The organism is Streptomyces boncukensis (assembly GCF_011045075.1).
Classification (GTDB): domain Bacteria; phylum Actinomycetota; class Actinomycetes; order Streptomycetales; family Streptomycetaceae; genus Streptomyces; species Streptomyces boncukensis.
Map to the genome: position 1 here is coordinate 1 of NZ_JAAKZZ010000014.1, position 21,417 is coordinate 21,417.

General features: G+C 74.2%; 18 protein-coding genes and 2 pseudogenes. 11 read left to right on the top strand and 9 right to left on the bottom strand.

What is annotated here, in order from left to right:
• Positions 1–203: 203 nt before the first annotated feature.
• Positions 204–554, top strand: a pseudogene (locus tag G5C65_RS40325) (phosphatase PAP2 family protein); the annotation flags it as partial.
• A 65-nt stretch (positions 555–619) separates the two neighbouring features.
• Here G5C65_RS40325 and G5C65_RS02695 read toward each other — a convergent pair.
• Positions 620–1,447, bottom strand: coding sequence for an SAM-dependent methyltransferase (locus G5C65_RS02695; protein ID WP_206441163.1), 828 nt, complete (start codon positions 1,445–1,447; stop codon positions 620–622).
• A 210-nt stretch (positions 1,448–1,657) separates the two neighbouring features.
• Here G5C65_RS02695 and G5C65_RS02700 point away from each other — a divergent pair, with 210 nt between their 5' ends.
• Both G5C65_RS02700 and G5C65_RS02705 read left to right on the top strand, forming a co-directional pair.
• Positions 1,658–2,377 (top strand): HAD family hydrolase, encoded by a 720-nt coding sequence (locus G5C65_RS02700; RefSeq protein WP_165296941.1) that lies wholly within the window; start codon positions 1,658–1,660, stop codon positions 2,375–2,377.
• A 154-nt stretch (positions 2,378–2,531) separates the two neighbouring features.
• Positions 2,532–3,230 (top strand): TetR/AcrR family transcriptional regulator, encoded by a 699-nt coding sequence (locus G5C65_RS02705; RefSeq protein WP_165296942.1) that lies wholly within the window; start codon positions 2,532–2,534, stop codon positions 3,228–3,230.
• Here G5C65_RS02705 and G5C65_RS02710 read toward each other — a convergent pair.
• On the bottom strand, positions 3,175–3,801 hold the full coding sequence (locus tag G5C65_RS02710; protein WP_338146210.1) for a DUF6214 family protein: 627 nt from the start codon (positions 3,799–3,801) through the stop codon (positions 3,175–3,177). The genes G5C65_RS02705 and G5C65_RS02710 overlap by 56 nt on opposite strands.
• Before the next feature lie 151 nt (positions 3,802–3,952).
• On the opposite strand from G5C65_RS02710, the gene G5C65_RS02715 reads away from it, so the two are divergent.
• The 5 genes from G5C65_RS02715 to G5C65_RS02735 all read left to right on the top strand — a co-directional run bounded on the left by G5C65_RS02715 (position 3,953) and on the right by G5C65_RS02735 (position 9,401).
• Positions 3,953–5,362, top strand: coding sequence for an FAD-dependent oxidoreductase (locus tag G5C65_RS02715; protein ID WP_338146211.1), 1,410 nt, complete (start codon positions 3,953–3,955; stop codon positions 5,360–5,362).
• Between the two features lie 127 nt (positions 5,363–5,489).
• Positions 5,490–6,599, top strand: a complete 1,110-nt coding sequence (locus G5C65_RS02720) for a WD40/YVTN/BNR-like repeat-containing protein (protein ID WP_165296944.1) — start codon at positions 5,490–5,492, stop codon at positions 6,597–6,599.
• Positions 6,600–6,632: 33 nt separating this feature from the next.
• Entirely contained in the window at positions 6,633–7,310 is a 678-nt protein-coding gene (locus G5C65_RS02725; RefSeq protein WP_165296945.1) for a uracil-DNA glycosylase, read from the top strand.
• On the top strand, positions 7,307–8,296 hold the full coding sequence (locus tag G5C65_RS02730; protein ID WP_338146212.1) for an N-acetylglucosamine kinase: 990 nt from the start codon (positions 7,307–7,309) through the stop codon (positions 8,294–8,296). Before G5C65_RS02725 ends, G5C65_RS02730 begins: the two co-directional genes overlap by 4 nt.
• A gap of 166 nt (positions 8,297–8,462) precedes the next feature.
• Positions 8,463–9,401 (top strand): sirohydrochlorin chelatase, encoded by a 939-nt coding sequence (locus tag G5C65_RS02735; protein ID WP_206441164.1) that lies wholly within the window; start codon positions 8,463–8,465, stop codon positions 9,399–9,401.
• A gap of 80 nt (positions 9,402–9,481) precedes the next feature.
• Here the strand turns inward: G5C65_RS02735 and G5C65_RS02740 are convergent, their stop codons facing one another.
• From G5C65_RS02740 to G5C65_RS02760, 5 genes and pseudogenes are all read right to left on the bottom strand, one after another.
• Positions 9,482–10,549, bottom strand: a complete 1,068-nt coding sequence (locus G5C65_RS02740) for a beta-propeller fold lactonase family protein (protein ID WP_165296947.1) — start codon at positions 10,547–10,549, stop codon at positions 9,482–9,484.
• Positions 10,546–11,607, bottom strand: coding sequence for a TolB-like translocation protein (locus G5C65_RS02745; RefSeq protein ID WP_241265508.1), 1,062 nt, complete (start codon positions 11,605–11,607; stop codon positions 10,546–10,548). Before G5C65_RS02745 ends, G5C65_RS02740 begins: the two co-directional genes overlap by 4 nt.
• Entirely contained in the window at positions 11,601–12,920 is a 1,320-nt protein-coding gene (locus G5C65_RS02750) for an MFS transporter (RefSeq protein ID WP_165296948.1), read from the bottom strand. The genes G5C65_RS02745 and G5C65_RS02750 overlap by 7 nt, the downstream gene beginning before the upstream one ends.
• A gap of 57 nt (positions 12,921–12,977) precedes the next feature.
• Positions 12,978–13,925: a metallophosphoesterase gene (locus G5C65_RS02755; RefSeq protein ID WP_165296949.1), complete on the bottom strand. Its 948-nt coding sequence runs from the start codon at positions 13,923–13,925 to the stop codon at positions 12,978–12,980.
• A 171-nt stretch (positions 13,926–14,096) separates the two neighbouring features.
• Positions 14,097–15,630: pseudogene (locus tag G5C65_RS02760) on the bottom strand (FUSC family protein).
• Positions 15,631–15,777: 147 nt separating this feature from the next.
• Between G5C65_RS02760 and G5C65_RS02765 the strand changes: the two are divergent.
• Entirely contained in the window at positions 15,778–16,467 is a 690-nt protein-coding gene (locus G5C65_RS02765) for an HAD family hydrolase (RefSeq protein ID WP_165296950.1), read from the top strand.
• 30 nt (positions 16,468–16,497) lie between these two features.
• Here the strand turns inward: G5C65_RS02765 and G5C65_RS02770 are convergent, their stop codons facing one another.
• Entirely contained in the window at positions 16,498–16,695 is a 198-nt protein-coding gene (locus tag G5C65_RS02770; RefSeq protein ID WP_165296951.1) for a DUF1918 domain-containing protein, read from the bottom strand.
• A gap of 617 nt (positions 16,696–17,312) precedes the next feature.
• Between G5C65_RS02770 and G5C65_RS02775 the strand changes: the two genes are divergently transcribed.
• Complete coding sequence (locus G5C65_RS02775) at positions 17,313–18,893, top strand: glutamate synthase-related protein (protein WP_165296952.1); 1,581 nt, start codon at positions 17,313–17,315, stop codon at positions 18,891–18,893.
• 258 nt (positions 18,894–19,151) lie between these two features.
• Here the strand turns inward: G5C65_RS02775 and G5C65_RS02780 are convergent, their stop codons facing one another.
• Complete coding sequence (locus G5C65_RS02780; RefSeq protein WP_165296953.1) at positions 19,152–19,856, bottom strand: glycosyltransferase family protein; 705 nt, start codon at positions 19,854–19,856, stop codon at positions 19,152–19,154.
• A 222-nt stretch (positions 19,857–20,078) separates the two neighbouring features.
• Between G5C65_RS02780 and G5C65_RS02785 the strand changes: the two genes are divergently transcribed.
• Positions 20,079–21,290 (top strand): glycosyltransferase, encoded by a 1,212-nt coding sequence (locus tag G5C65_RS02785; protein WP_165296969.1) that lies wholly within the window; start codon positions 20,079–20,081, stop codon positions 21,288–21,290.
• Positions 21,291–21,417: the final 127 nt, after the last annotated feature.

The following is a 21,417-nucleotide window of genomic DNA, read 5'->3' on the forward strand; positions in this document are numbered from 1 at the left end:
CCCCCGGCCCCCGCATCCGATGGTGCGCCGTACCCCTCGGTGCGCTCGGGGCGCTGGTCGTCGGGCTGGTCGCCGCCGGGTGGCGCCCCCTGCTGGACCTCGACAGCCGACTCGCCGCTCGGCTGCACACCGCCGCGCTGCGGCACCCCGCCTGGACGGACGCGAACCGGATCCTCACCGACTGGGTGTGGGACCCGTGGACGATGCGGCTGGTGCTCGCCGCGGCCGTCGGATGGCTGCTGTGGCACCGCGCCTGGCCCGCGGCGCTCTGGTGCGCGGGAACGGCCGCCGTTGCCGCGGGCGTCCAGCAGGTGCTCAAGGCCGCGATCGGGCGGGACCGCCCCGGGTGGGAGCGCCCGGTGGACTCCGCGGAGTACGCGGCCATGCCGTCCGGGCACGCGATGACGGCCGCGGTCACCTGTGTGCTGCTGCTGTGGCTGCTGCGCGGGCACGGGGTCCGCGGCGCCGTGTGGGGCGCCGCGGTCGCGGTGGCCGGGGTGTCGGCGCTGGGAGTGGGCTTCACCCGCGTCTGGCTGGGCGTGCACTGGCCGACCGACGTCGCCGCGGGCACGCTGCTCGGGGCGGCCCTGGCGCTGGGCGCGCTCGCGCTGTGGCCGCGCTACGCCTTGCGCGCCAGACCGCCGAAGACCGCCACCTCGTCCGGTTCGTCGAAGGGCAGGTTCTCCAGCCGCCACCGGGAGCAGGACACGACGCCGGGCTCCACCAGCTCCAGCCCTTCGAAGTAGCCCGCTATCGCCTCCGGGCTGCGCGGCGTGTACGGCACGGCGCCGGACTTGGCGTTGAAGCGGGCGATGGCCTCGACGTACGCCGGGTCGGTGTCGGCCCCGTCGTTGAGCCCCAGCCAGCTGCCGGGCGGCAGCGCGTCGAGGAGGCGGCGGACGATGGCGCGAGGCTCCTCGTCGTCGCCGACCAGGCCCAGGATGCCCATCAGCATCAGCCCGACGGGCCGGTCGAAGTCCAGCGTGCCGGCGGCCTGCCGCAGGATGCGGTCGGGGTCGCGCACATCGGCGTCGATATACGCGGTGGACCCCTGCGGGGTGCTGGTGAGCAGGGCGTGCGCGTGCGCGAGGACCAGCGGGTCGTTGTCGACGTAGACGACCCGGGACTCCGGGGCGACGCGCTGGGCGATCTCGTGGGTGTTGTCCACGGTGGGCAGGCCGGTGCCGATGTCCAGGAACTGCCGGATCCCGTCCTCCTGCGCGAGGTGCCGCACGACCCGGCCGATGAAGGCGCGGGAGTGGCGGGTGATGTCGACCATACCGGGAAAGACCGCGCAGACGCCGTCGCCGGCCGCCCGGTCGACGGCGTAGTTGTCCTTCCCGCCCAGCAGGTAGTTCCAGATGCGTGCCGAGTGCGGCACGGTGGTGTCGATCCCGGGCGGCGCCTTCTCCTGGAGGGCCGGTCGGTCCGGCCGGTCGTCCGTCATCGGTCCCCCTGCCGTCTGTCTGCCATGGTTCGCCCTTCGCCCTTCGTCCTTCGCACCGCCGTCGCGGTCGGCTCCTCGGCCCTCAACGTATCCCCTGCCGGGCGCCGTACGGGATGCCGGTGCGGAGGTCGGGCACGGAAGTCCGGTTCCGGCCGCCGCTGCCGAACTCCCGGTTCCGGGGACGGCCTTCGGGCGTGGAATACTTTGATCATGAACAGTACGGCAGACGGCTCCGGCGGGTGCGCGGGCGTCATGTTCGACTTCTCGGGAACCCTGTTCCGCGTCGAGCCCGCGACGAGCTGGCTGGGCGCCGTGCTGGACGCCGCGGGGATCGCGCTGCCCGGTGCGGAGTTCGCGCGCTGCGCCGAGCGGCTGGAGGCAGCCGGTGCCCTGCCCGGCGGGCCCCCGCCGCGGACCGTCCCGGAGGAGCTGCGCGAGCTGTGGGCCGTACGCGACCGCAGCGCGGCGGAGCACCGCGCCGCGTACACCGGCGCCGCCCGCCAGGTCCCCCTTCCGCACCCGGACCTCTACGACGCGCTGTACGAGCGCCATATGGCGCCGGGGGCCTGGCAGCCGTACCCGGACGCGTCCGAGGTGCTGCGGGAGCTCGGTGAGCGCGGCGTACCGGTGGCGGTGGTGAGCAACATCGGGTGGGACCTGCGGCCGGTGTTCCGCGCGCACGGTCTGGACGCGGCGGTGCACACCTACGTGCTGTCGTACGAGCACGGGGTGCAGAAGCCGGACGCCCGGCTGTTCCGCATCGCCTGCGACAAGCTGGGGCTGGCCCCGGAGCGCGTGCTGATGGTCGGTGACGACGAGCGGGCGGACGGCGGGGCCGCCCGGCTCGGCTGCGCGTTCCACGCGGTGCGCCATCTGCCCGTCGCCGAGCGGCCCAACGGGCTGCGGCCGGTGCTCGGCCGCGTGGGATAGCCTGACCGGAGTATGCGGTGCCGGTACCGGGGCGATCCCCCGCGTCACCCCGGTACCGGCCGTTGCGCCGGGCGCACTCCGCACATCGGCGGAACGGCACCCGAAGTCGTGCTGAGTATATTGGCTGCGGGCCAGTCAACGCAGGAGTTACAGCATGTCCCCCCGGAGCGCATCGGTCAATGAAGAGTTGCGCCGACGCTCGCGCGAACGTCTCCTCCAAGCGACCGTCGAGCTGGTGGCAGAACGCGGCTACGACGCGACGACGCTCGGGGACATCGCGGATCGCGCGGGGTCGGCGCGCGGCCTGATCTCGTACTACTTCCCGGGCAAGCGGCAGCTCTTCCAGTCGGCGGTGCACCGTCTGATGCATCTGACGGTGGCCGAGTCGCTGGCGAGGGGGCCGGTGCCGGAAGGAACGGACGAAGGGCAGGAGTTGCTCGCCCGCGTCATCGACGCGATTCTGGGCCTGGCGCGCGACCAGCCCGTTCTCATGCGCGCCCACATGGCGGGGATCCTCCAGCAGGAGGGTTTCGTCCAGTGCGACCAGCAGCAGCGGCTGGCGGCGCTGCTGCACGCGACGGTGCGGCGCTACGGCTCGCCGGACCCGGACACCGACTACCCGCTGCTGCGCGCCCTGCTGATGGGGGCCGTCGTCGCGGTGCTGCTGCCGGGCGCCCCCATGCCGCTGGAGCGGCTGCGCGCCGAGCTGTTCACGCGCTACGGGCTGAAGTGGGAGATGGGCGCGCCGCCGGGCGAACCTCCGTGCGACGGGACGCCGGCGCCGGTGCTGGGGCGCCTCACCGGCGGGCGTGCCGCGGGGCCAGATAGCCCTCGTCACGGGCGCTCGCGATGATCCTGAGGGACTTCCGGCGGCTCCGCCCCGTCGCGCACATCACGGCGAGCACCGGGTCGCGTCCCTCCTCCTGAGCGGCCAGGTATGCCTCGGCCGCCACCCGCCGGCCCGCGACACCACGCGGCCAGGCGGGCCGGGCCCGGCGCTTGCCGGGCTGCTCCGGCACGGCGGCGCACCCTTCGGGAGAGGAGCGCAACCCGGCGGGCTTCCCCGTGAACCCGGCGGCGTGCCGTTCGAGGACGACCCGGCAGGCGTCCTCCAGGGGCTCGTCGATCCAGGTCGCCAGGGTGGCGAAGCCGTGCAGGGGCAGCGGGGGGTCGGCGCGCATCTCCTCGATGACGATGCGGCCGTCCGCGACCGCCGCCAGGACGTCGATCCGGGCGCCGTCCGCGAAGGTCAGCCGCACGTTGAACCAGGGCGGCAGCAGCTCGGTGACGGACTCCCCGCGGCTCTCCCCGGCCGGGTCCGGGGCGCCGGTGCCGTATCCCTGGAGCTCCCACAGCGGCCACACCGACACGGAGCCGTGCGGCCCGTACCGGCCGTTCGAGGAGAAAACGGAACTTTCCGACACGGGCCGAACGGTACCCCCCGCCGCCCCGCGCGCACCGCGCGGCACGCGCCGGGAAGGGTGCGCGCACCCCCGAATGCCCGGCCGTGCGCGCATCTCCCGCGCGGCCGCCTCCGGTGCGATCCTGGAACTCCCGGTGGGAAGGAGCACTGCCGTGCCGTCCGTACCGTCTGCCACAGCCTCCCAGTCGCCGCCCCGACTCCGCGTCGCGGTCGTCGGCGCAGGCCCCAGCGGGGTGTACGCCGCCCAGGGGCTGGTGCGGGACGAGGCGGGGCCGGTGGCCGCCGTCGACGTGCTCGACCGCCTGCCCTGCCCGTACGGCCTGGTGCGGTACGGCGTCGCCCCGGACCACGAGAAGATCAAGTCGCTGCAGAACAATCTGCGCTCGGTGCTGGAGCACCCCCGGATCAGGTTCCTGGGGAACGTCACGGTGGGCGCGGACGGGGTGCGGCCACCCGCGCTGCTGCGCGCCTACCACGCGGTCGTCTACTGCGTCGGCGCCGCCACCGACCGGCGGCTCGGCATCCCCGGCGAGGACCTGCGGGGCAGCCACTCGGCAACCGACTTCGTCTCCTGGTACAGCGCCCACCCGGACGCCGCCACGGACGGCTTCACGCTGGGCGCGCGGTCCGCCGTCGTCATCGGGGTCGGCAATGTGGCGGTGGACGTCGCCCGGGTGCTGGCGCGCCGGAGCGACGAGCTGCGCCCGACCGACATGCCGCAGGGCGCGCTGGAGAGCCTGGCCCGCAGCGGCATCGGCGAGATCTCCATGGTCGGCCGGCGCGGCCCCTCGCAGGCCAAGTTCACCACCAAGGAGCTGCGCGAGCTGGGCACCCTCCCGGACGCCGGGGTGCGGCTGCGGGAGGACGAGCTGTCCCTCGACCCCGGGTACCGGGACCCGGAGGGACTGCCGTCGGCGGTGCGGCGCAATCTGACGGTGCTCCGCGGATGGGCCCGGGAGGCCGGGGAGCGGACCGGGCCGCCCCCGTCCCGCTCGCTGGAGCTGCGCTTCTACCTGCGCCCCGTGGAGGTCCTGGACGACGGCGCGGGCGCTGTGCGCGGCGTGCGCTTCGAGCGGACCGAGCCCGATGGCCGGGGCGGGGTCACCGGGACGGGCGTCTACGAGGACATCGAGGCGCAGCTCGCCCTGCGCTCGGTCGGCTACCACGGAGTGCCGCTCACCGGGCTGCCGTTCGACGAGCGCTCGGGCACGGTGCCGCACGAGGCGGGGCGGGTGCTGCGGGACGGCGCGGCTTCCCCGGGGGAGTACGTCGCGGGCTGGATCAAGCGCGGCCCCACCGGAGTGATCGGCACCAACCGCCCCTGCGCCAAGGAGACGGTGACCTCGCTGCTGGCGGACGCCGACGCGCTGTCCGAGGCGCGCGGGCCGCTCGCCGCCGACCCGCTGGAGGTCCTGCGGGAGGCGGGCCAGGAGCCGGTCGGCTGGCAGGGCTGGCTGGGCATCGAGACGGCCGAGGCCGAGCTGGGACGCCACCTCGCGCGCAGCACGGTGAAGATCCCGGACTGGGAGGGGCTGCTCGCCGCGGCGCGGGCGGGCGCCTGACCTCGCCGCCGCACCCCGACAGGCCGTATGACCTGCGGTAACGCCTGCCATATGGGCCCGTTGTCAGTGCCGGAGTGCAGACTGATCGCCACCTCACGACAACGACGTCCGCAAGGCGGTGGCACATATGCCCGAGGTATTGCTGGCGGTCGGCACGCGCAAGGGGCTCTTCCTCGCGCGGCGGCCGGTCGGAGAGCGGCAGAGGCCGGGCTGGGAGTTCACAGGCCCGCACTTCACGGCCCAGGCGGTGTACTCGGTGGGGATCGACAGGAGGCGCCCCGGCACTCCCCGGCTGCTGGCGGGCGGGGACAGCACGCACTGGGGCCCGTCGGTCTTCCACTCGGACGACCTGGGCGCGACCTGGACGGAGCCGAAGCAGCCGCCGGTCAGATATCCGGAGGACACCGGCACGTCCCTGGAGCGGGTCTGGCAGCTGCAGCCGGGCGGCGCCTCCGAGCCCGGCGTGGTGTACGCCGGCACGGAGCCGGGCGGGCTGTTCCGGTCGGAGGACGGCGGGGAGTCCTTCGCGCTGGTGCGCGCGCTGTGGGAGCACCCCACGCGCGCCGGGTGGGAGCCGGGCTTCGGCGGCCTGGGGCTGCACAGCGTCCTGGTGGACCCGCGGGACGCGCGGTCGGTGACGATCGCCGTGTCCACCGGCGGCGTGTACCGCACGGCGGACGGGGGAGCGAGCTGGGAGCCGTCCAACCGGGGCGTCTCGGCCGTCTTCCTGCCGGAGAGCCAGCGCTATCCGGAGTACGGCCAGTGCGTGCACAAGATCGCCCGGGACGCGGCAGACCCGGACCGGCTCTACCTGCAAAACCACTGGGGCGTCTTCCGCAGCGACGACAACGCGGCGAGCTGGGCCTCCATCGGGGACAGCCTGCCCTCGGACTTCGGCTTCCCCGTCGCGGCCCACCCCCGGCGCGGCGGCGTCGCGTACGTCTTCCCGCTCAACGCGGACTCCGACCGGGTGCCGGCCGGGCGCCGCTGCCGGGTGCACCGCACCGAGGACGCGGGCGCGAGCTGGCAGGCGCTGAGCGCGGGGCTGCCCGAGGACGCGCACTACGGGCCGGTGCTGCGGGACGCCCTGTGGACCGACGACGCCGATCCCGCGGGCATCTACTTCGGCAACCGCAACGGAGAGGTGTTCGCCAGCGCCGACGAGGGCGAGACGTGGCAGCAGCTCGCCGCGCACCTGCCGGACGTGCTGTGCGTGCGGGCCGCGGTGATCGACTGACGGGGCTCGGCTGAGCCAGTAGAGTGACGGCTCGTGGCTGCACGACCGTTGAACGAAATCGTCGAATCAGGCTGGGCCGAAGCACTGGAGCCGGTCGCTGAACGCGTCGCCGCGATGGGCGACTTCCTCCGCGCCGAGATCGCGGCAGGCAGAACGTACCTACCCGCCGGGGCGAATGTGCTGCGCGCGTTCCAGCAGCCCTTCGACGAGGTGCGGGTGCTGATCGTCGGGCAGGATCCGTATCCGACTCCCGGCCACGCGGTGGGGCTGTCGTTCTCCGTCGCGCCCGAGGTGCGCCCGCTGCCCGGAAGTCTGGAGAACATCTTCCGCGAGATGCACGACGACCTCGGGCTGCCCCGCCCCTCCAACGGCGATCTGACCCCGTGGACCCGGCAGGGCGTCCTGCTGCTCAACAGGGCGCTCACCACGGCTCCCCGCAAGCCGGCCGCGCACCGGGGCAAGGGCTGGGAGGAGGTCACCGAGCAGGCGATCCGGGCGCTCGCGGCGCGCGGCAAGCCGCTGGTGTCCGTGCTGTGGGGCCGGGACGCGCGCAATCTGCGCCCGATGCTGGGCGCCCTGCCCTCGGTGGAGTCCTCGCACCCCTCCCCGATGTCGGCGGACCGCGGCTTCTTCGGCTCCCGCCCGTTCAGCCGCGTCAACGACCTGCTGGCGCAGCAGGGCGCGGGCCCCGTGGACTGGCGCCTGCCGTGAGGACCGGATCCTGGGTGCTCGGAGTCGACTCCGGAGGATCCGGGATCCGGGCCGCCCTCGCGCCCGCGGACGCGCCCGGCGGCGGGCCCGCCGCGTCCGTGGCGGCGGAGCCGGTGCGAACGGGCCCCAGCGGCATCGACCCGGAGCACATGGCGGAGCGGCTGGCGCCCGCCGTGCGCACCCTGCTCGCCGAGACCGGCGCTTCCGGGGTCGACGCCGCCTGTGTCGGGGCCGCCGGGATGGCGACGCTGGGCGACGGGCTGCGCGCCGAGCTGCCCGGGTTTCTGCGGGAGACGTTCGGTGTGCGCCGGCTGGCGCTGGCCGCCGACGGGGTCACGGCGTACGCGGGCGCGCTGGGTGAACGGCCGGGCGCCGTTGTCGTGGCGGGCACCGGGGCGATCGCCCTGGGCACGGATCTGCGGGCCTGGCGGCGCGCGGACGGCTGGGGCCATCTGCTGGGCGACTGCGGCAGCGGCGCGTGGATCGGACAGGCCGGGCTGGAGGCCGCGATGCGCGCGTACGACGGCCGCGACGGAGGGTCGCAGCCGCTGCGGACCCGCGCCGAGCAGGTCTTCGGTACGCCGCTGCACGCCCTCCCCGGGAAGCTCTATCCGCGCCCGGACCGCCCCGCCGTGCTGGCCTCCTTCGCGCCGGAGGTGGGCCGGTGCGCACCCCGGGACCCGGTGGCTGCGGGCATTCTGCGCAGCGCGGCGCGGGAGATCGCACGGAGCGCCGCAGCGGTGTGCCCGGAGCCGTCGGCGGACGGCACGGAACCGGCCCTGGCGCTCACCGGCGGGCTGTTCCGCATGGGCGCGACGCTCACCGGCCCGGTGGGCGAGGAGTTGGCCGCGCGGCTGCCGCGGGCGCGCCTCGTCGATGCGGCGGGGGACCCGCTCCAGGGAGCGGTGGCCGTCGCCGCGCGGCTGGCCGCCGGAAGCCTCGCGCTGCCCGCGGACCCGGCGCTGCTCCGCCTGGTGGGAGCCTGACGCCCCGCCGGGCGCGGACGGGGCGAAAGGATCGCGGCCGTCCCGGGCAGCGTTTAACAGAGTCCGACAAAAGCGTTCAGGCTATCCGCTGGGCGAATCGGGACATTTACGTCTGGTCTCCCCCACCCGAACAGCCGGGCTCCTCAAGGCATTAACATGCGGGCGCATGAGCTCCCCCACAGGGCCTGACAAGGGTCTGCCCGTACGAATGCCGCGTCCACGCCAGCCCGGACGGCACCGCCGACCGGAGCCCGTCGTCGCGCCCGAGAACGCGCCCGCGCTGGTGCTGGCCGTTCCCGGCACGCCGTCCACCACCACGCGCAGCGTCGCCGAGGAGACGCTGAGCATCGCCCGCTCCGAGCTCCCCGGGCTCGACGCGCGGGTGGGTTTCCTGGACGGTGACGACGAGGAGTTCCCGTCGATCGGTGCGGCGCTCACACAGGCGGTGGAAGAGCGCGCCACCCGGCAGCAGCCGGCCGGCGAGGTGAACGGCCGGGGGGCGCCGGGCGCGGGCGGGGACGAGGAGCTGCCCGCCGTCGTGATCCCGCTGCTCGCCGGTCCCGACGCCGCACTGATGCGGCGCATCCGCCAGGAGGTGCTGAACAGCGCCACCGGCGCCGAAGTGACGGATGTGCTCGGCCCGCACCCGCTGCTCGCCGAGGCGGTGCATGTGCGGCTGTCCGAGGCCGGGCTCGCGCGCGCCGACCGGGCGCGGCTGTTCACCGTCGCGACGGCGGCCGACGGCATCATCCTGGCCACCATCGGCGGTGAGGAGGCGGTCCAGGCCGCCGGTATCACCGGGATGCTCCTGGCCGCCCGGCTGGCCGTGCCGGTGCTCGCCACCGGTCTCGACGAGGAGGGCGCCGTCGCGCGCACGGCCGAACAGCTGCACGGCTCGGGCTCGCAGCAGCTCGCGGTGGCGCCGTGCCTGATCGGCCCGGAGATCGCGGACGGGCTGCTTCAGGCCGCAGCACGGGAGGCGGGCTGCTCGGCGGCCGAACCGCTCGGCGCGTACCCGGCGGTGGGGAAGCTGGTGGCCTCGACCTTCGCCGCGAAGATCGGCCTCGGACAGCAGCAGGCGCAGCAGGGCACGCCCGCGCGCTGAGCTGAGCTGCCGCTCCGGCACGGTGCACAGCTCCTGCCCCCGGCCCGGCACCGGTCCCCCTCAGGGGCCGCACCGTCCGCTCAGCCGAACACCACGCTGCTCACCGCCGGCAGGCCGAGCGCACCCGTGCGGTGCGGTACGCCGGTCTCCTGGTCCACGGCGAACCAGGTGATGTCTCCGGAGCGCTCATTGGCCGCGTACAGCCACCGTCCGGACGGGTGCACGGCCAGATCGCGCGGCCAGTGTCCCCCGCACGGCACGGTGGTGACGAGAGCGGGCAGCCCGCCCTCGCCGTCCAGCCGGAACAGCGCGACGCTGTCGTCGCCCCGGTTGGCGGCCCAGGCGAAGCGGCCGTCGGGCGACAGGGCGAGCGCCGACGGGTAGTTGCCCTCCCCGCCGTGGCCGTCCGGCAGGGTGCGCGTCACGCCCAGCAGCTCCAGCGCCCCGCCCTCCGCGTCCCAGCGGCACGCCGTGAGGGTCGAGTCCAGCTCGTTGACGACATAGACGACAGAGGCGCGGTCCGGTGCGCCCGGACGGAACGCCAGATGGCGCGGTCCGCTGCCGGTGCGGAGCCGGGTCTCGCGGTGCAGACGCACGCCGGGCCCGGCGGCCCGCAGATCGTAGACCCACACCGAGTCGGTGCCCAGGTCCGCGGAGAGCAGCCACTGCCCCGACGGATCGGGGACGACCGCGTGGGCGTGCGGCCCCCGCTGCTCCGGGCGCGGCCCGCTGCCCTGGTGGGGGTGTACGCGCAGGGGGCCGCCCAGCGTGCCGTCGGCCCGCACCCCGAGGGCGCTGACGCTGCCGGAGCCGTAGTTGGCGGTGAACAGCCGCCCCGCGGCGAGCGCGAGATGGGTGGGCGCGTCCCCGCCGACGGGGACGGGAGCGCGGGCGGAGAGCGCCGCCGGTTCCCGGGCGCCGTCCAGGGAGAGCGCGGCCACGGCTCCCGCGGTGGTCTCGCTGACCGCGTAGAGCATCCCGACGCGGGGCGCGAGGGCGAGGTACGAGGGGTCGGCCACCACGTCCGTGTGGCGGGGCCCGCTCAGTGCTCCGCTGTCCTGGTCGACGTCGACCACGGTGATGCCGTGGCCCCCCGCGGACGTGAAGGAGCCGAGATACGCCCGCAGTCCGCTCACCGTGCCGCTCACCGCACCGTCCTTTCACCACGCTGGTCGGCATCGACCGTAACAGCAGGTCTGGACCTGCCGGGCCGGACCAGCGCGGGCGACGAGCCGTCCCGCACCCGCAGCCGCGGCGCTCCGCTGCCGTCGGCGCGCACGCTCCAGATGTCCGAGGTGCGGCCGTCCTCGCCGGGCAGCGCGTAGGCCACCTGCCGCGCGTCCAGCCACAGCGCCTGGTCGTCCACCCCGCGCCGCTCGGCGAGCGGCCGCTCCCGCATACTGCGCAGGTCCAGCACATACAGCCGCCAGGGGGCGCGGCCGCCGTCGCGCACCTTCTTCTTGAACGCCAGGCGGTGCCCGTCCGGCGAGAGCGAGGGACACTCCGCGTTCTCCCGCAGGGCGCGCGCCGCCCACTTCGCCCTGTCGCCCTCGACCAGGTGGGTCGCGCCCTTGGTGGAAACGGTGGCGTAGAAGCGGTTGTCGTCAGCGGCGAAGGTGACACCCCAGTAGTTGACGTCCGGGGAGTGGTAGCGGCGGCCGCCGAGGGTGAGCGGGATGCTCTCGATGTTCTTGACGAGGTGGCCGGTGCGGGCGTCGAGGATGCCGGTACGGGTGGAGAAGGACGACTGGTTGTAGGAGTCGCCTGCGGCGAACAGGGTCCACGACAGCATCCGCCCGGAGGCCGAGACGCGGGCGCGGCTGGGAATGCCGTCCAGGGGGATGCGACGCGTCTCCCGCAGCCGCTCGTCCAGCACCACCGCGTACGAGCGCAGGGGCAGTCCGGGGCGGCGCTGGAGGCACAGCGCGGTGCCGCCGGCGGCGTGGAACCGGTCGCAGGCGGGCCCTCCGGTGGTGCGCCGGGCGCCGCCCCGCCCCGGCATCCAGGCGACGCGGCCCTCGCCGGTTCCGTCCCGCGTGCTGCGGAACAGCAGCCGGGGCTGCGCGCCGTGCAGCCCGAACGCGGAGGAGGCGGTCGCCGTGCGCGCGCGGCTGTCGGCCGCCCGGACCGTGTAGACCACGGCGACGGTGGCCAGCACCGCGGTCGCGGCACCCAGTGCGGCGATGCGGACGCGCAGACTCAGCATGGGCGCTCCTCCGGTTCGTCGGGGACGGGAGCCCGCCCTCCGGTGCGGGCGTGCGGACGCAGCAGCAGCGCGGCCGGCACCAGGACGGCCGCGAGATGGGCGGAGGCCAGGACGAGCGCGGTGTGCGCGCCCCACAGCGTCCAGGCGGCGCCGAAGCCCACGGCGGCGAGCAGCCGCCCGAGGGCCTGTCCGGTCTGCAGCAGGGCCATGCCGCCGGCCTGTTGGCCAACGGGCAGCGCGGGTGCGGCGAGTGCCATCAGCACGCCGTCCGTCGCCGCGTAGAAGGCGCCGTGCAGCAGCAGCGCCCCGCACAGCAGCGGCCACCCTCCCACCGGCCCGAGCAGCAGCAGATAGACGGCCAGCAGTGCGCCGTGTCCGTACAGGTACGGGATCCGGCGCCCCGTGCGGTCGGCGAGGCGGCCGAGGGGGACGGCCAGCAGCAGGAAGACGGCCGCCGTGCCCAGCGGCAGCAGCGGGAACCAGCTCGTGGCGAACCCCAGCCTCCGCTGAAGCAGCAGATAGACGAACGCGTCCCCGACGGTCACGGCGCCGAGCACCGAGGCGGCGCACAGGAGGCGCGCGAACCGGCGGTTGCCCAGCAGGCAGAGCACCGCGCGCAGGGGCGGCGGCCCCGGCCCGGCGGCAGTGCGGCCCAGCTCCGGGCTGCCGCGTCCCGGGACGAGTGCCCAGAACAGCAGCACGCCCAGCAGGCCGACACAGAAGCTCACGACGAAGACCGCGTCGTACGCCTCGGCGGTGGCCCACAGCAGCGCGAACGCGGCGAGCGGTCCGAGCAGGGCCCCGGTGGTGTCCATCGCGCGGTGGACGCCGAAGGAGCGGCCCAGGGCCTCGGGCGGGCTGCTGAGCGAGATGAGGGCGTCCCGGGGCGCCGTGCGGACGCCCTTGCCGACCCGGTCGGCCGTGAGGGCCGCGCCGATGCCGCCCGTGGAGCTCCCGGCGAGCAGCAGGCCGAGCCGGGAGAGCGCGGAGAGGGCGTAGCCGCCTCCCGCGACGAGCTTGTGGCACTGCCGCCGGTCGGCGGCGTGGCCGCCCGCCAGCCTCACCAGCGCGGTGACGCCGTTGTGGAGGCCGTCCAGGAATCCGAACTGGAGCGGGTTGAGGCCGAGTCCGACGACGAAGTAGAGCGGCAGCACCGCGGTGACCATCTCGGACGAGATGTCCGTGACCAGGCTGACGGCGCCGAGGGCGAAGACGGGGCCCGCGACGCGGCTGCGCGCGGCGGGGGTTCCGCCGGAGCGCGCGGCCGTGCCGTCGGGCCGCCTCCCCGTCTCCCGGCTGGAGGCGAGGTACATCCGGGCTCCTCCGCTACCGGGCGGGCTGTTGCGGGTTCGGCGCGGCCGGCAGCGGCGTCAGTGGCACCGGTACTCCGGGCTGCTGTCCTCCGTCTCGCCGTCCGCGTTGACGAACTCCCAGGAGAAGCCGCGGTCCTCGAAGGAGAGTTCCAGGACGCCGAAGCTGCCGCTGATCCGCTTCTCGCTGTTGGGCTGCTCGTCCTCGATGTCGTAGGGATGGGCGCCGCCCACCCCGCCGACGATCTGCACGATGCCCCTGTCGTCGTCAGCCTCGGCGTCCGGCGTCTGCGGCGCGAAGCGCTCGTAGTGGTGATCGTGGCCGTTCAGGACCAGCTCCGCGCCGTTCTCGTACAGCAGGTCCCAGAAGGGCTTGCCGACCGGGTCGTTGCCGTGCCCTCCGGACGAGAAGAGCGGGTGGTGGAAGTAGGCGGCGACGCACTGCTTGCCGGTGGCGGCCAGGTCGTCCCGCAGCCAGTCGAGCTGCTCGTCGCCGACGTCGTTGGAGTCGAGGGCGACGAAGTGCCAGTCGCCCTTGTCGAAGCTGTAGTACGGCTTGCCCCGGGGGTAGGCGATGTCGCCGAAGTAGTTGCGGTAGCCGGTGAGGGCGCCGTCGGGGTCGTAGGTCTCGTGGTTTCCCGCCGTGGGACGGGTGCGGTCCTTGAAGCGGCCCCAGGTCCGCGCGTAGTACCGCTCGAAGTCCTCGGTGCGCGCGTCGTCGTACTGGTTGTCGCCCATCGTCAGAACGAGCGAGGGGTCGATCTTCTCGGTGAGGGCCGCGGTACGGGGGTGCTCGCAGCCGCTGTCGCTCTCGGTGCACTGTTCGGCGATGTCGCCTGCCGCGACAACGGTGAAGGCGCCGGCGCCGCGGTCGCCTCCGCTGCTCCGACCGGCGTCCGCGCGGCCGGCCGGGGGCCAGACCAGCAGGGCCGCGACGAGCGCCGCGGCGCCCGCGCCGGCCACCGGCAGGACGTAGCGGCGATTGCTCCAGGTGGGGATGGCTGACACGTCCGTCTCTCCTCCGTGGGCCGAGGCGTAGTGCGCTGTCGCACGGCATCCTGACCACTGGACATGACCGCGTCAATGCGTAGAACCAAAAATCGTTAGGAAAGTTTCCTTCCGGCTTGAAGTGCGTACGACTCCGGGGCCCGGGCCCGGTTCCTGGGACCGGCCGGCGGATCAGGCCGCGGCGGAGAGCGGGGCGCGCGGGGCGCTGTGCAACGGCGTGGCGAGCTGCTCCAGCGCTTCCTCCAGCCCGTGCAGATGGGCCAGGGCCCGCTCGGCCGCCGGGTGCGGCTCCGCCGCCTGCGGGGAGGCCAGGAGCGGCGCCGGCCGCGCCTCCGCGGCGGCGCGCTCTCCCGCGGACCGCTCCCGCGCGACCGCCGCCGCACCGGCGCGGCCGGCCCGGCCGGGGGCGCGGCACACGAGCGTGTGGACGGCCGCCTCGACCCGCTCGCAGGCGGCGGTGAGCCGGGCGTCGTGCGAGGCGTACGGATCGGCGGCGACCTCGGCCAGACCGCGCGCCTGCCGCGCGCAGTCGTCGAGCAGCGCGAGGATCCGGCGGGCCCGCACCTTGCGGGCCCGCAGCGGGCTCAGCGGGTGCACGAGCGGGGCGACGGCCATCCGCACCCGCCCCAGCAGCAGCTCGAACTCGGCGATGTGCGGCGAGGGGTCGGCCGCCTCGTCCCCGGCCAGCCTGCGCGCCGCCTGCCGGGTGGAGGCGTGCACGCTGTGCACGGCCCGCCGGATCCAGGCGTCGGTCGCCGCGTGCGTGGTGACCGGCAGGACGAGCGCCACGGCCACGGCCGCGGCGAGCGCCCCGACGGCGGTCTCCTGCAGCCGCAGCCCGAGCAGCCCGGGGTGCAGCACGCCGAGCAGGCCGTAGAGCATGCCCACCATGAGCGTCACCCAGAACATCATCCAGGAGTACGACAGCGGAGCCGTGTAGAAGATGCCGAACACGCAGACGGCGACGACCAGCGCCGTGGGCACCGCCGCGCCGTCCGCGGGCACCGCGACCAGGATCCCGGCGGCCAGCCCGGTGACCGTGCCCAGCAGGCGGCGGAAGCCGCGTACCAGGGTCTCGCCCCGCGAGGCCGTGTTGACGAAGATCCACCAGGCGGCGCCCACCGCCCAGTACCAGCGGTCCAGGGACAGCATCTGCCCGGCGGTCAGCGCGAGGCCGCAGGCGAGGAGCGCCTGGAACGCCTGCCGGGTGGTGGGGCGGCGTACGCCGTTCGAGGGGCCACAGGGCGAAGCGGGTCAGTGCGGAGGCCGCGAGTGCGAGAAGCCCGGCGGCGACGGTGAGCGGCAGCTCGTGCGGCCCGGTGTGCAGGAACTGCGCGGCGAAGAACATCATGAACGCGAAGATGCCGAGCGCGTGCCCCCGCGGCCCCCAGCGGCGCGCGTACACGCCGGCGAACACCACCGCCAGGAACACGGCGTCCCGCGCCGCCGGCGTCCCGTGCAGCCACGCCGCCAGCGCGAGGGCGGGAAACCCTGCGGCGGGCAGCAGCGCGGTGGTGACGGCCTGGCCGCGTACGGTCGGGTCGGTGACGGTGAACAGCGCCAGCAGCGCCACCAGGCCGCCCGTCACCATGGCCTCCAGCGGGAGGCCGCAGAGCCCCGGCGCGGCGACGGCCAGCCCGATGCCCAGCACCGCGCGGGCGGAGACACGCGCCCGGTGCCGGTCTGGATCCGGTGCCACGAACATCTGCCGGAGGAAAGAGAGCTGCCTCTCCTCGGGCCGTCGCAGCGCCTTCTCCAAAACCCCTCCCGGTGTCCGCATGGTGAAACATCACGAGGAAAGCATCTGTTCCCGGCCGAGGCCAAATCGGACGGCTTTGGCATCCTGGAACGCATGAGCCCGTCCCCCGCCCTCCCCGCCGTGATCTTCGACCTCGACGGCACCCTGGTCGACAGCGAACCCAACTACTACGAGGCGGGCAGGAGGCTGCTGGAGGCACACGGCGTGCACGGCTTCACCTGGGAGGAGCACGGCAGCTTCATCGGGATCGGCACCCGCGAGACGCTGGAGACCCTCCGGGCGCGCTACGGCATCGCCGCACCCCTGGAGGAACTCCTCGCCGAGAAGGACCGGCACTACCTCGCCCTGGCCACCGCGCACACCGAGGCGTTCCCGCAGATGCGGAAGCTCGTGGAGCGGCTGCACACGGCGGGCCACCCGATGGCGGTCGCCTCCGGCTCGTCCCGCGCCGCCATCGCCGCCGTGCTGTCCACCACCGGCCTGGACGCACTCCTCCCCCGCTATGTCTCGGCCGAGGAGGTTCCGCACGGCAAGCCCGAGCCGGACGTCTTCCTGGAGGCCGCGCGCCGGCTCGGTGCCGACCCCGCCGGCTGCGTCGTGCTGGAGGACGCCCCGCCGGGCGCGGAAGCCGCGCGCCGGGCGGGCATGCGCTGCGTCGCCGTGCCCTATCTGCCGCGCACGGCGGACGACCCGTCGTTCGCGTCGGCGGGCCTGCTGTTCGAAGGCGGCCAGGCCGCCTTCGACGCCCAGCGCGTGTACGACTGGATCAGCGGTACCGCCTGAACCGGCGCGTGCCGCCCGTCGCCCGACCCGTCACTCGTCGCTGTCGGACTCGGGCTGCACGACGGCGTCGGGGCCGGGGCTCATCACCGTCTCGTGCCCGTCCTCGAACCGGACGCGGTAGGGAGGGCCGCCGTCCACCCCCAGGACCTGAATGATCTCCGCCGTCCGGTCGTGCTGACCCACGATCCGGCCGTGCACGAGAAGCCGGTCACCCACGCTCGCCTGCATGCGTCCTCCTGCGCTGACCTGCCCCGCCGCCGGGCGCCGTCCGCTCAGTCGAGGAACGGCAGCCGCACACGGCGGCGCGGACTGTCCCTGTTCGTATCCGCCAGCCTCCGCCTGGACAACCGTCACGTTACCGCCTGAGGAACGGCCACGCAGGGCGTGGACTCGCTGGAGCCCGCCGTACGGGGCGACACCGGCCGCTGCCGTTCCGTCCGGGAAGAAGGCCGGCCCGCCCTCGAAGTACCGGGGGTTTGGTGCCCGGGGGCGCGGGTACCTGCGGCGCCGTGCTCCGGTCTGACGACCCGGCCCCCGGAGGGAGGGAGAGGGATGAACCGCGTCGGCGCGTGGTGCGCGCCCGGACGCCGACGGTACGGCGGCTCGCACGGAACCCCCGCGGCCGCGGGGACGGGCTGGAGGGTCTGGAGCAGAGCGCGGCGCTGGGCCCGGTCAGGGCTGTCGCACACGGCACATCCTCTGCCTGCGCCTCGTCCGCGATACGACACGGCGCCCTATCCGCACCGACCTGATCTGCGCCCACCCGAGCAACGAGGTCGAGGAAGCAGGCCGGGCGGACGCATGCCGGAGGCGGCGGGGCGCGAGAGCGCCCGGGGACGATACCGGTGATCAGGTTCGCGCTGCTGTTCGTGTCCGCGCTGCTGGGCGCCGGACTCACGGTGCCCGCCGTCACGGTGTCGCCGCGGTGGTGGGCAGCTGCCGCGCTCGCGTGGGCCCTGGCCGCCCTCGGCGGGTACGACCTGCTGCAGCGCAGGCACTCCGTGCTGCGCAACTATCCTGTACTCGGCCATCTGCGCTATCTGCTGGAGCGCCTCCGTCCGGAGCTGCAGCAGTACTTCATCGAGCGCGACTACGACGGGCGCCCCTTCGACCGGGTGGTGCGCAGCATCGTCTACGAGCGGGCGAAGGGCACCGCGGCGGAGGAGGCGTTCGGCACCGAACGCGACGTCCGCACTCCGGGACACGAGTTCCTGGTGCACTCCATCGCCCCCGTACCCGTGCCCGAGACTCCGCCCACGGTGCGTGTCGGCGGCCCCGACTGCACTCGGCCGTACGAGATGTCGCTGCTCAACGTCTCGGCGATGAGCTTCGGCGCGCTGTCCTCCCACGCCGTGCTCGCGCTGAACCGCGGAGCCGCGCGCGGTGGCTTCGCACACGACACCGGTGAAGGGGGCATCTCCGCACACCACCTGCGGCACGGGGGCGACCTGGTCTGGGAGATCGGCACGGGATACTTCGGCTGCCGGACGAAGGACGGGGACTTCGACCCGCGGCAGTTCGCCGACCAGGCGGCGCGCGAACAGGTCGTATGCGTGTCGCTGAAGCTCTCGCAGGGCGCGAAGCCCGGCAGCGGCGGACTGCTGCCCGGCGGCAAGGTCAACGAGGAGATCGCCCGGGCCCGGGGCGTGCCCCAGGGCAGGACCGTGGTCTCGCCTCCGTACCACAGCGTCTTCACCACCCCGCGTGACCTGGTCCACTTCCTGGCGTACCTGCGGGAACTGGCCGGCGGGAAGCCCGTGGGGCTCAAGCTGTGCGTCGGGTCCCGCCGGGAGTTCCTGGCGCTGTGCAAGGCCATGCGGGCGGAGGGCAGCACTCCGGACTTCGTCGTCGTCGACGGTTCGGAGGGGGGCACCGGCGCGGCGCCGCTGGAGTTCGCCGACCACCTCGGCCAGCCGCTCACCGAGGGCCTGCTCACCGTCCACAACGCGCTGACGGGCGCGGGGCTGCGCGAGAGGATCCGCATCGGCGCCAGCGGCAAGGTCGCCACCGGCGCCGACATCGTCAAACGCCTCATCCAGGGCGCCGACTACACCAACGCGGCCCGCGCCATGATGTTCGCCGTCGGCTGCATCCAGGCGCAGCGCTGCCACACCAATACCTGTCCCGTCGGCGTCACCACCCAGGACCCGCGGCGCGTCCGCGCCCTCGACGTGGCCGACAAGGCCCTGCGCGTCCAGCGCTTCCAGGCCGAGACCGTCGCCAGCGCCATGAAGATCATGGCCGCCGCCGGCGTGTCCGCCCCCGGTGAGCTCCGCCCGTCCATGCTGCGCCGGCGCATCGATCCGGCCACCATCCGCGCCAGCGACGAACTCTACGAGCGCCTGGCCCCGGAGAGTCTGCTGGGCGATGCGCCGGCGCAGTGGGCCCAGGACTGGTCGGCGGCCGACCCGGACCGCTTCTTCTAGCCGGGCGCGGCAGGCGTCATCCCGAGGTGCCGGGTGACTTCCCGCGGCCCCGGGGCGCCGGCGAGGAGGTCCTAGTCCTGGGTCTGGCCTGGGCCTTGACGCCCTGCCGGAGTACGGCCGCACGGCCGCTGTCACCGCGCAGGATCGCGGCCGAGGCGGCCTCTCGGCCGTACTGCGCCCCGATGAGAACCCGCGCCGAGGGGCTTCCCGGGGGCGCGCCCGGCCGCCGGGCGGCGTCCCCGCCACTTCGGCCGGGGGTCAGCCCGCAGGGGTGTTGTAGTTGACGATTCCCTCCACCATGAGGGCGGACGCACCGGCCAGCGGGCTGGCAGTCCCTTCCGCCACGACGTCGGGCAGCCTGTGCGCCTCGTCCTCGGTGACTGCCACCATGCCCCAGAACGCGTTGAAGCCCGAAGGGTCGCTCGGCTTGTCGACAGCCGCCCCCACCGTCCTGGTCCCGCCCGCCTCGGCCAAGGCCAGCGCGCCCATCTGCTGCAGCGTGCCGGGATCCCGCTCCTCGGCAGCCACGACGCTCCAGCCCGTCGCCGCTGTCCGCCGCAGTGCGGCGAGGAGCTTGCCAGCCGCGTCCGAGTCGCTGACAACGATGTCGGGCAGAACGAGAGCAACCGGCCCCTGCGTCATCGGCAGGGCAGACCGGATCGCCCCGTCGAGACCCGGGCCAAGCGACTCGTCCTGGTAGACAAAGACCATCTGAAAGGTCTCCGCATAGCGCGCGAGATAGCTCACCGTGTCCAGCTTGCGTGTCCCGAACACGACAACCAAGCGCACGGTGAGCCCGCTCTTGGTCAATTCGACAACGGGTTCCAGGCTGCGGTCCAGCACGGTGACCCCAGGAGCCAGACAGTGCAGCTCCTTCGGATAGGCCGCCCCGAAGCGGGTGCCGAGGCCGGCACAGGGCAGGATGACCGAAACATCAGGGCCCGGCGTGGGCGAACTATGCATCGAGCAGCTCTCCGGTGATGTTGACGATCGGGACCTCGCACACCTCGCCGGGCACTCCCGGATACACAAGTCTCTGCCGGAACCGCCGAATTGGTCAACGACAAGGACGAGACCGGCCGTCTACTGTCACCAGGGGCGACCTGCACTGCTGCCCGCACACGCTCGATATCCGGGCAGAAACGAACAGAAGCACAGGTAAGACATAACGAAAGAGGACGCGGAATGCGGGTGCTGTTGTCTACCTACGGGACACGAGGCGATGTCGAGCCGCTGGTTGCACTCGCGGTGCAGTTGCGGGCGCTCGGTGTGGGGGTGCGGATGTGCGCCCCGCCGGACGAGGAGTTCGCCGAGCGGCTTGCCGGGATCGGGGTGCAACCGGTGCCGGTCGGGCCACCGGTGCGTGAGGTGATGCGCGGGACGGCTCTGCCGTCGGCGGCGGACCTTGCCAGGTACCGGAACCAGTTGGTCGAGACGCAGTTCGACGTCTTCCCTGCGGCGCTCGACGGATGTGACGCGCTGGTGGCGGCCGGCCTGGCGCAGGTTGCCGCGCGGTCCGCGGCCGAGGCCGCGGGCATCCGCTACGTGTACACGAGCTACTCGGCGGTCCATCTGCCGTCGCCGCACCATGCCCCGCCGCCGCGGCCCGGCTGGCCGGAGCCGGACCCGGAGGTGAAGGACAACCGGACGCTGTGGAAGCTGGACGCGCACCACATGAACGCTCAGTTCAGCGAGACGCTCAACGGCCACCGGGCAGCGATCGGCCTGCCGGCGGTGGACAACGTGCGCGACCACATCCTCACCGACCGTCCGTGGCTGGCGGCCGACCCGGTCCTGGGGCCGTGGCGGGAGGTCCCGGGGCTCGACGTCACCCAGACAGGCGCCTGGACGCTGCCGGACGAACGCCCGCTCCCGGCCGACCTGGTGGCGTTCCTGGACGCGGGCGCACCACCGGTCTACGTGGGCTTCGGCAGCCTGCGCCCGTCGCCGGACATCGGCCGCATGGCCGTCGAGGCGATCCGCGCGCAGGGGCACCGCGTGCTCGTGTCCCGCGGCTGGGCGGACCTGGACCTGGCCGACGGGCGAGACGACTGCCTCGCCATCGGGGAGGTCAACCATCAGCGCCTGTTCGGCAGGGTGGCGGCCGTGGTGCACCACGGCGGCGCGGGCACGACGCTGACAGCCGCCGCGGCGGGCGCGCCGCAAGTGGTGATACCCCTCCAGCTGTCCGACAACACGTACTGGGCCGGCCGGGTGGCAGACCTGGCCATCGGGGCGGCACTCGATGATCCGCCGCCGACCGCCGAATCCCTGAGCACCGTGGTCAAGACCGCGCTGGCGCCCGAGACCCGGGCGCGAGCGAAGGCTCTGGGCAGCCGGATCGGCACCGACGGAGCGGAGGCGGCCGGGCGTCTGCTGGTCGAGGCGCTCCGGTGAGCGGGGCTCTCCCGGGGACGGATGGCTCGCATGACGGATCGTTCGCCGGGCCACCGACGGCGTTTCAGGGAGAGTTCTCGGCCACCCTCGGTCGACAGAGCCCTGATGTCAGTGAGGATGCGTAGCC

What these genes read in the sequence shown, in the direction of transcription:
- G5C65_RS02695 (WP_206441163.1), bottom strand. Translation starts at nt 1,447, where the DNA reads ATGACGGACGACCGGCCGGACCGACCGGCCCTCCAGGAGAAGGCGCCG.
- G5C65_RS02700 (WP_165296941.1), top strand. Translation starts at nt 1,658, where the DNA reads ATGAACAGTACGGCAGACGGCTCCGGCGGGTGCGCGGGCGTCATGTTC.
- G5C65_RS02705 (WP_165296942.1), top strand. Translation starts at nt 2,532, where the DNA reads ATGTCCCCCCGGAGCGCATCGGTCAATGAAGAGTTGCGCCGACGCTCG.
- G5C65_RS02720 (WP_165296944.1), top strand. Translation starts at nt 5,490, where the DNA reads ATGCCCGAGGTATTGCTGGCGGTCGGCACGCGCAAGGGGCTCTTCCTC.
- G5C65_RS02735 (WP_206441164.1), top strand. Translation starts at nt 8,463, where the DNA reads ATGAGCTCCCCCACAGGGCCTGACAAGGGTCTGCCCGTACGAATGCCG.
- G5C65_RS02745 (WP_241265508.1), bottom strand. Translation starts at nt 11,607, where the DNA reads ATGCTGAGTCTGCGCGTCCGCATCGCCGCACTGGGTGCCGCGACCGCG.
- G5C65_RS02750 (WP_165296948.1), bottom strand. Translation starts at nt 12,920, where the DNA reads ATGTACCTCGCCTCCAGCCGGGAGACGGGGAGGCGGCCCGACGGCACG.
- G5C65_RS02765 (WP_165296950.1), top strand. Translation starts at nt 15,778, where the DNA reads ATGAGCCCGTCCCCCGCCCTCCCCGCCGTGATCTTCGACCTCGACGGC.
- G5C65_RS02770 (WP_165296951.1), bottom strand. Translation starts at nt 16,695, where the DNA reads ATGCAGGCGAGCGTGGGTGACCGGCTTCTCGTGCACGGCCGGATCGTG.
- G5C65_RS02780 (WP_165296953.1), bottom strand. Translation starts at nt 19,856, where the DNA reads ATGCATAGTTCGCCCACGCCGGGCCCTGATGTTTCGGTCATCCTGCCC.
- G5C65_RS02785 (WP_165296969.1), top strand. Translation starts at nt 20,079, where the DNA reads ATGCGGGTGCTGTTGTCTACCTACGGGACACGAGGCGATGTCGAGCCG.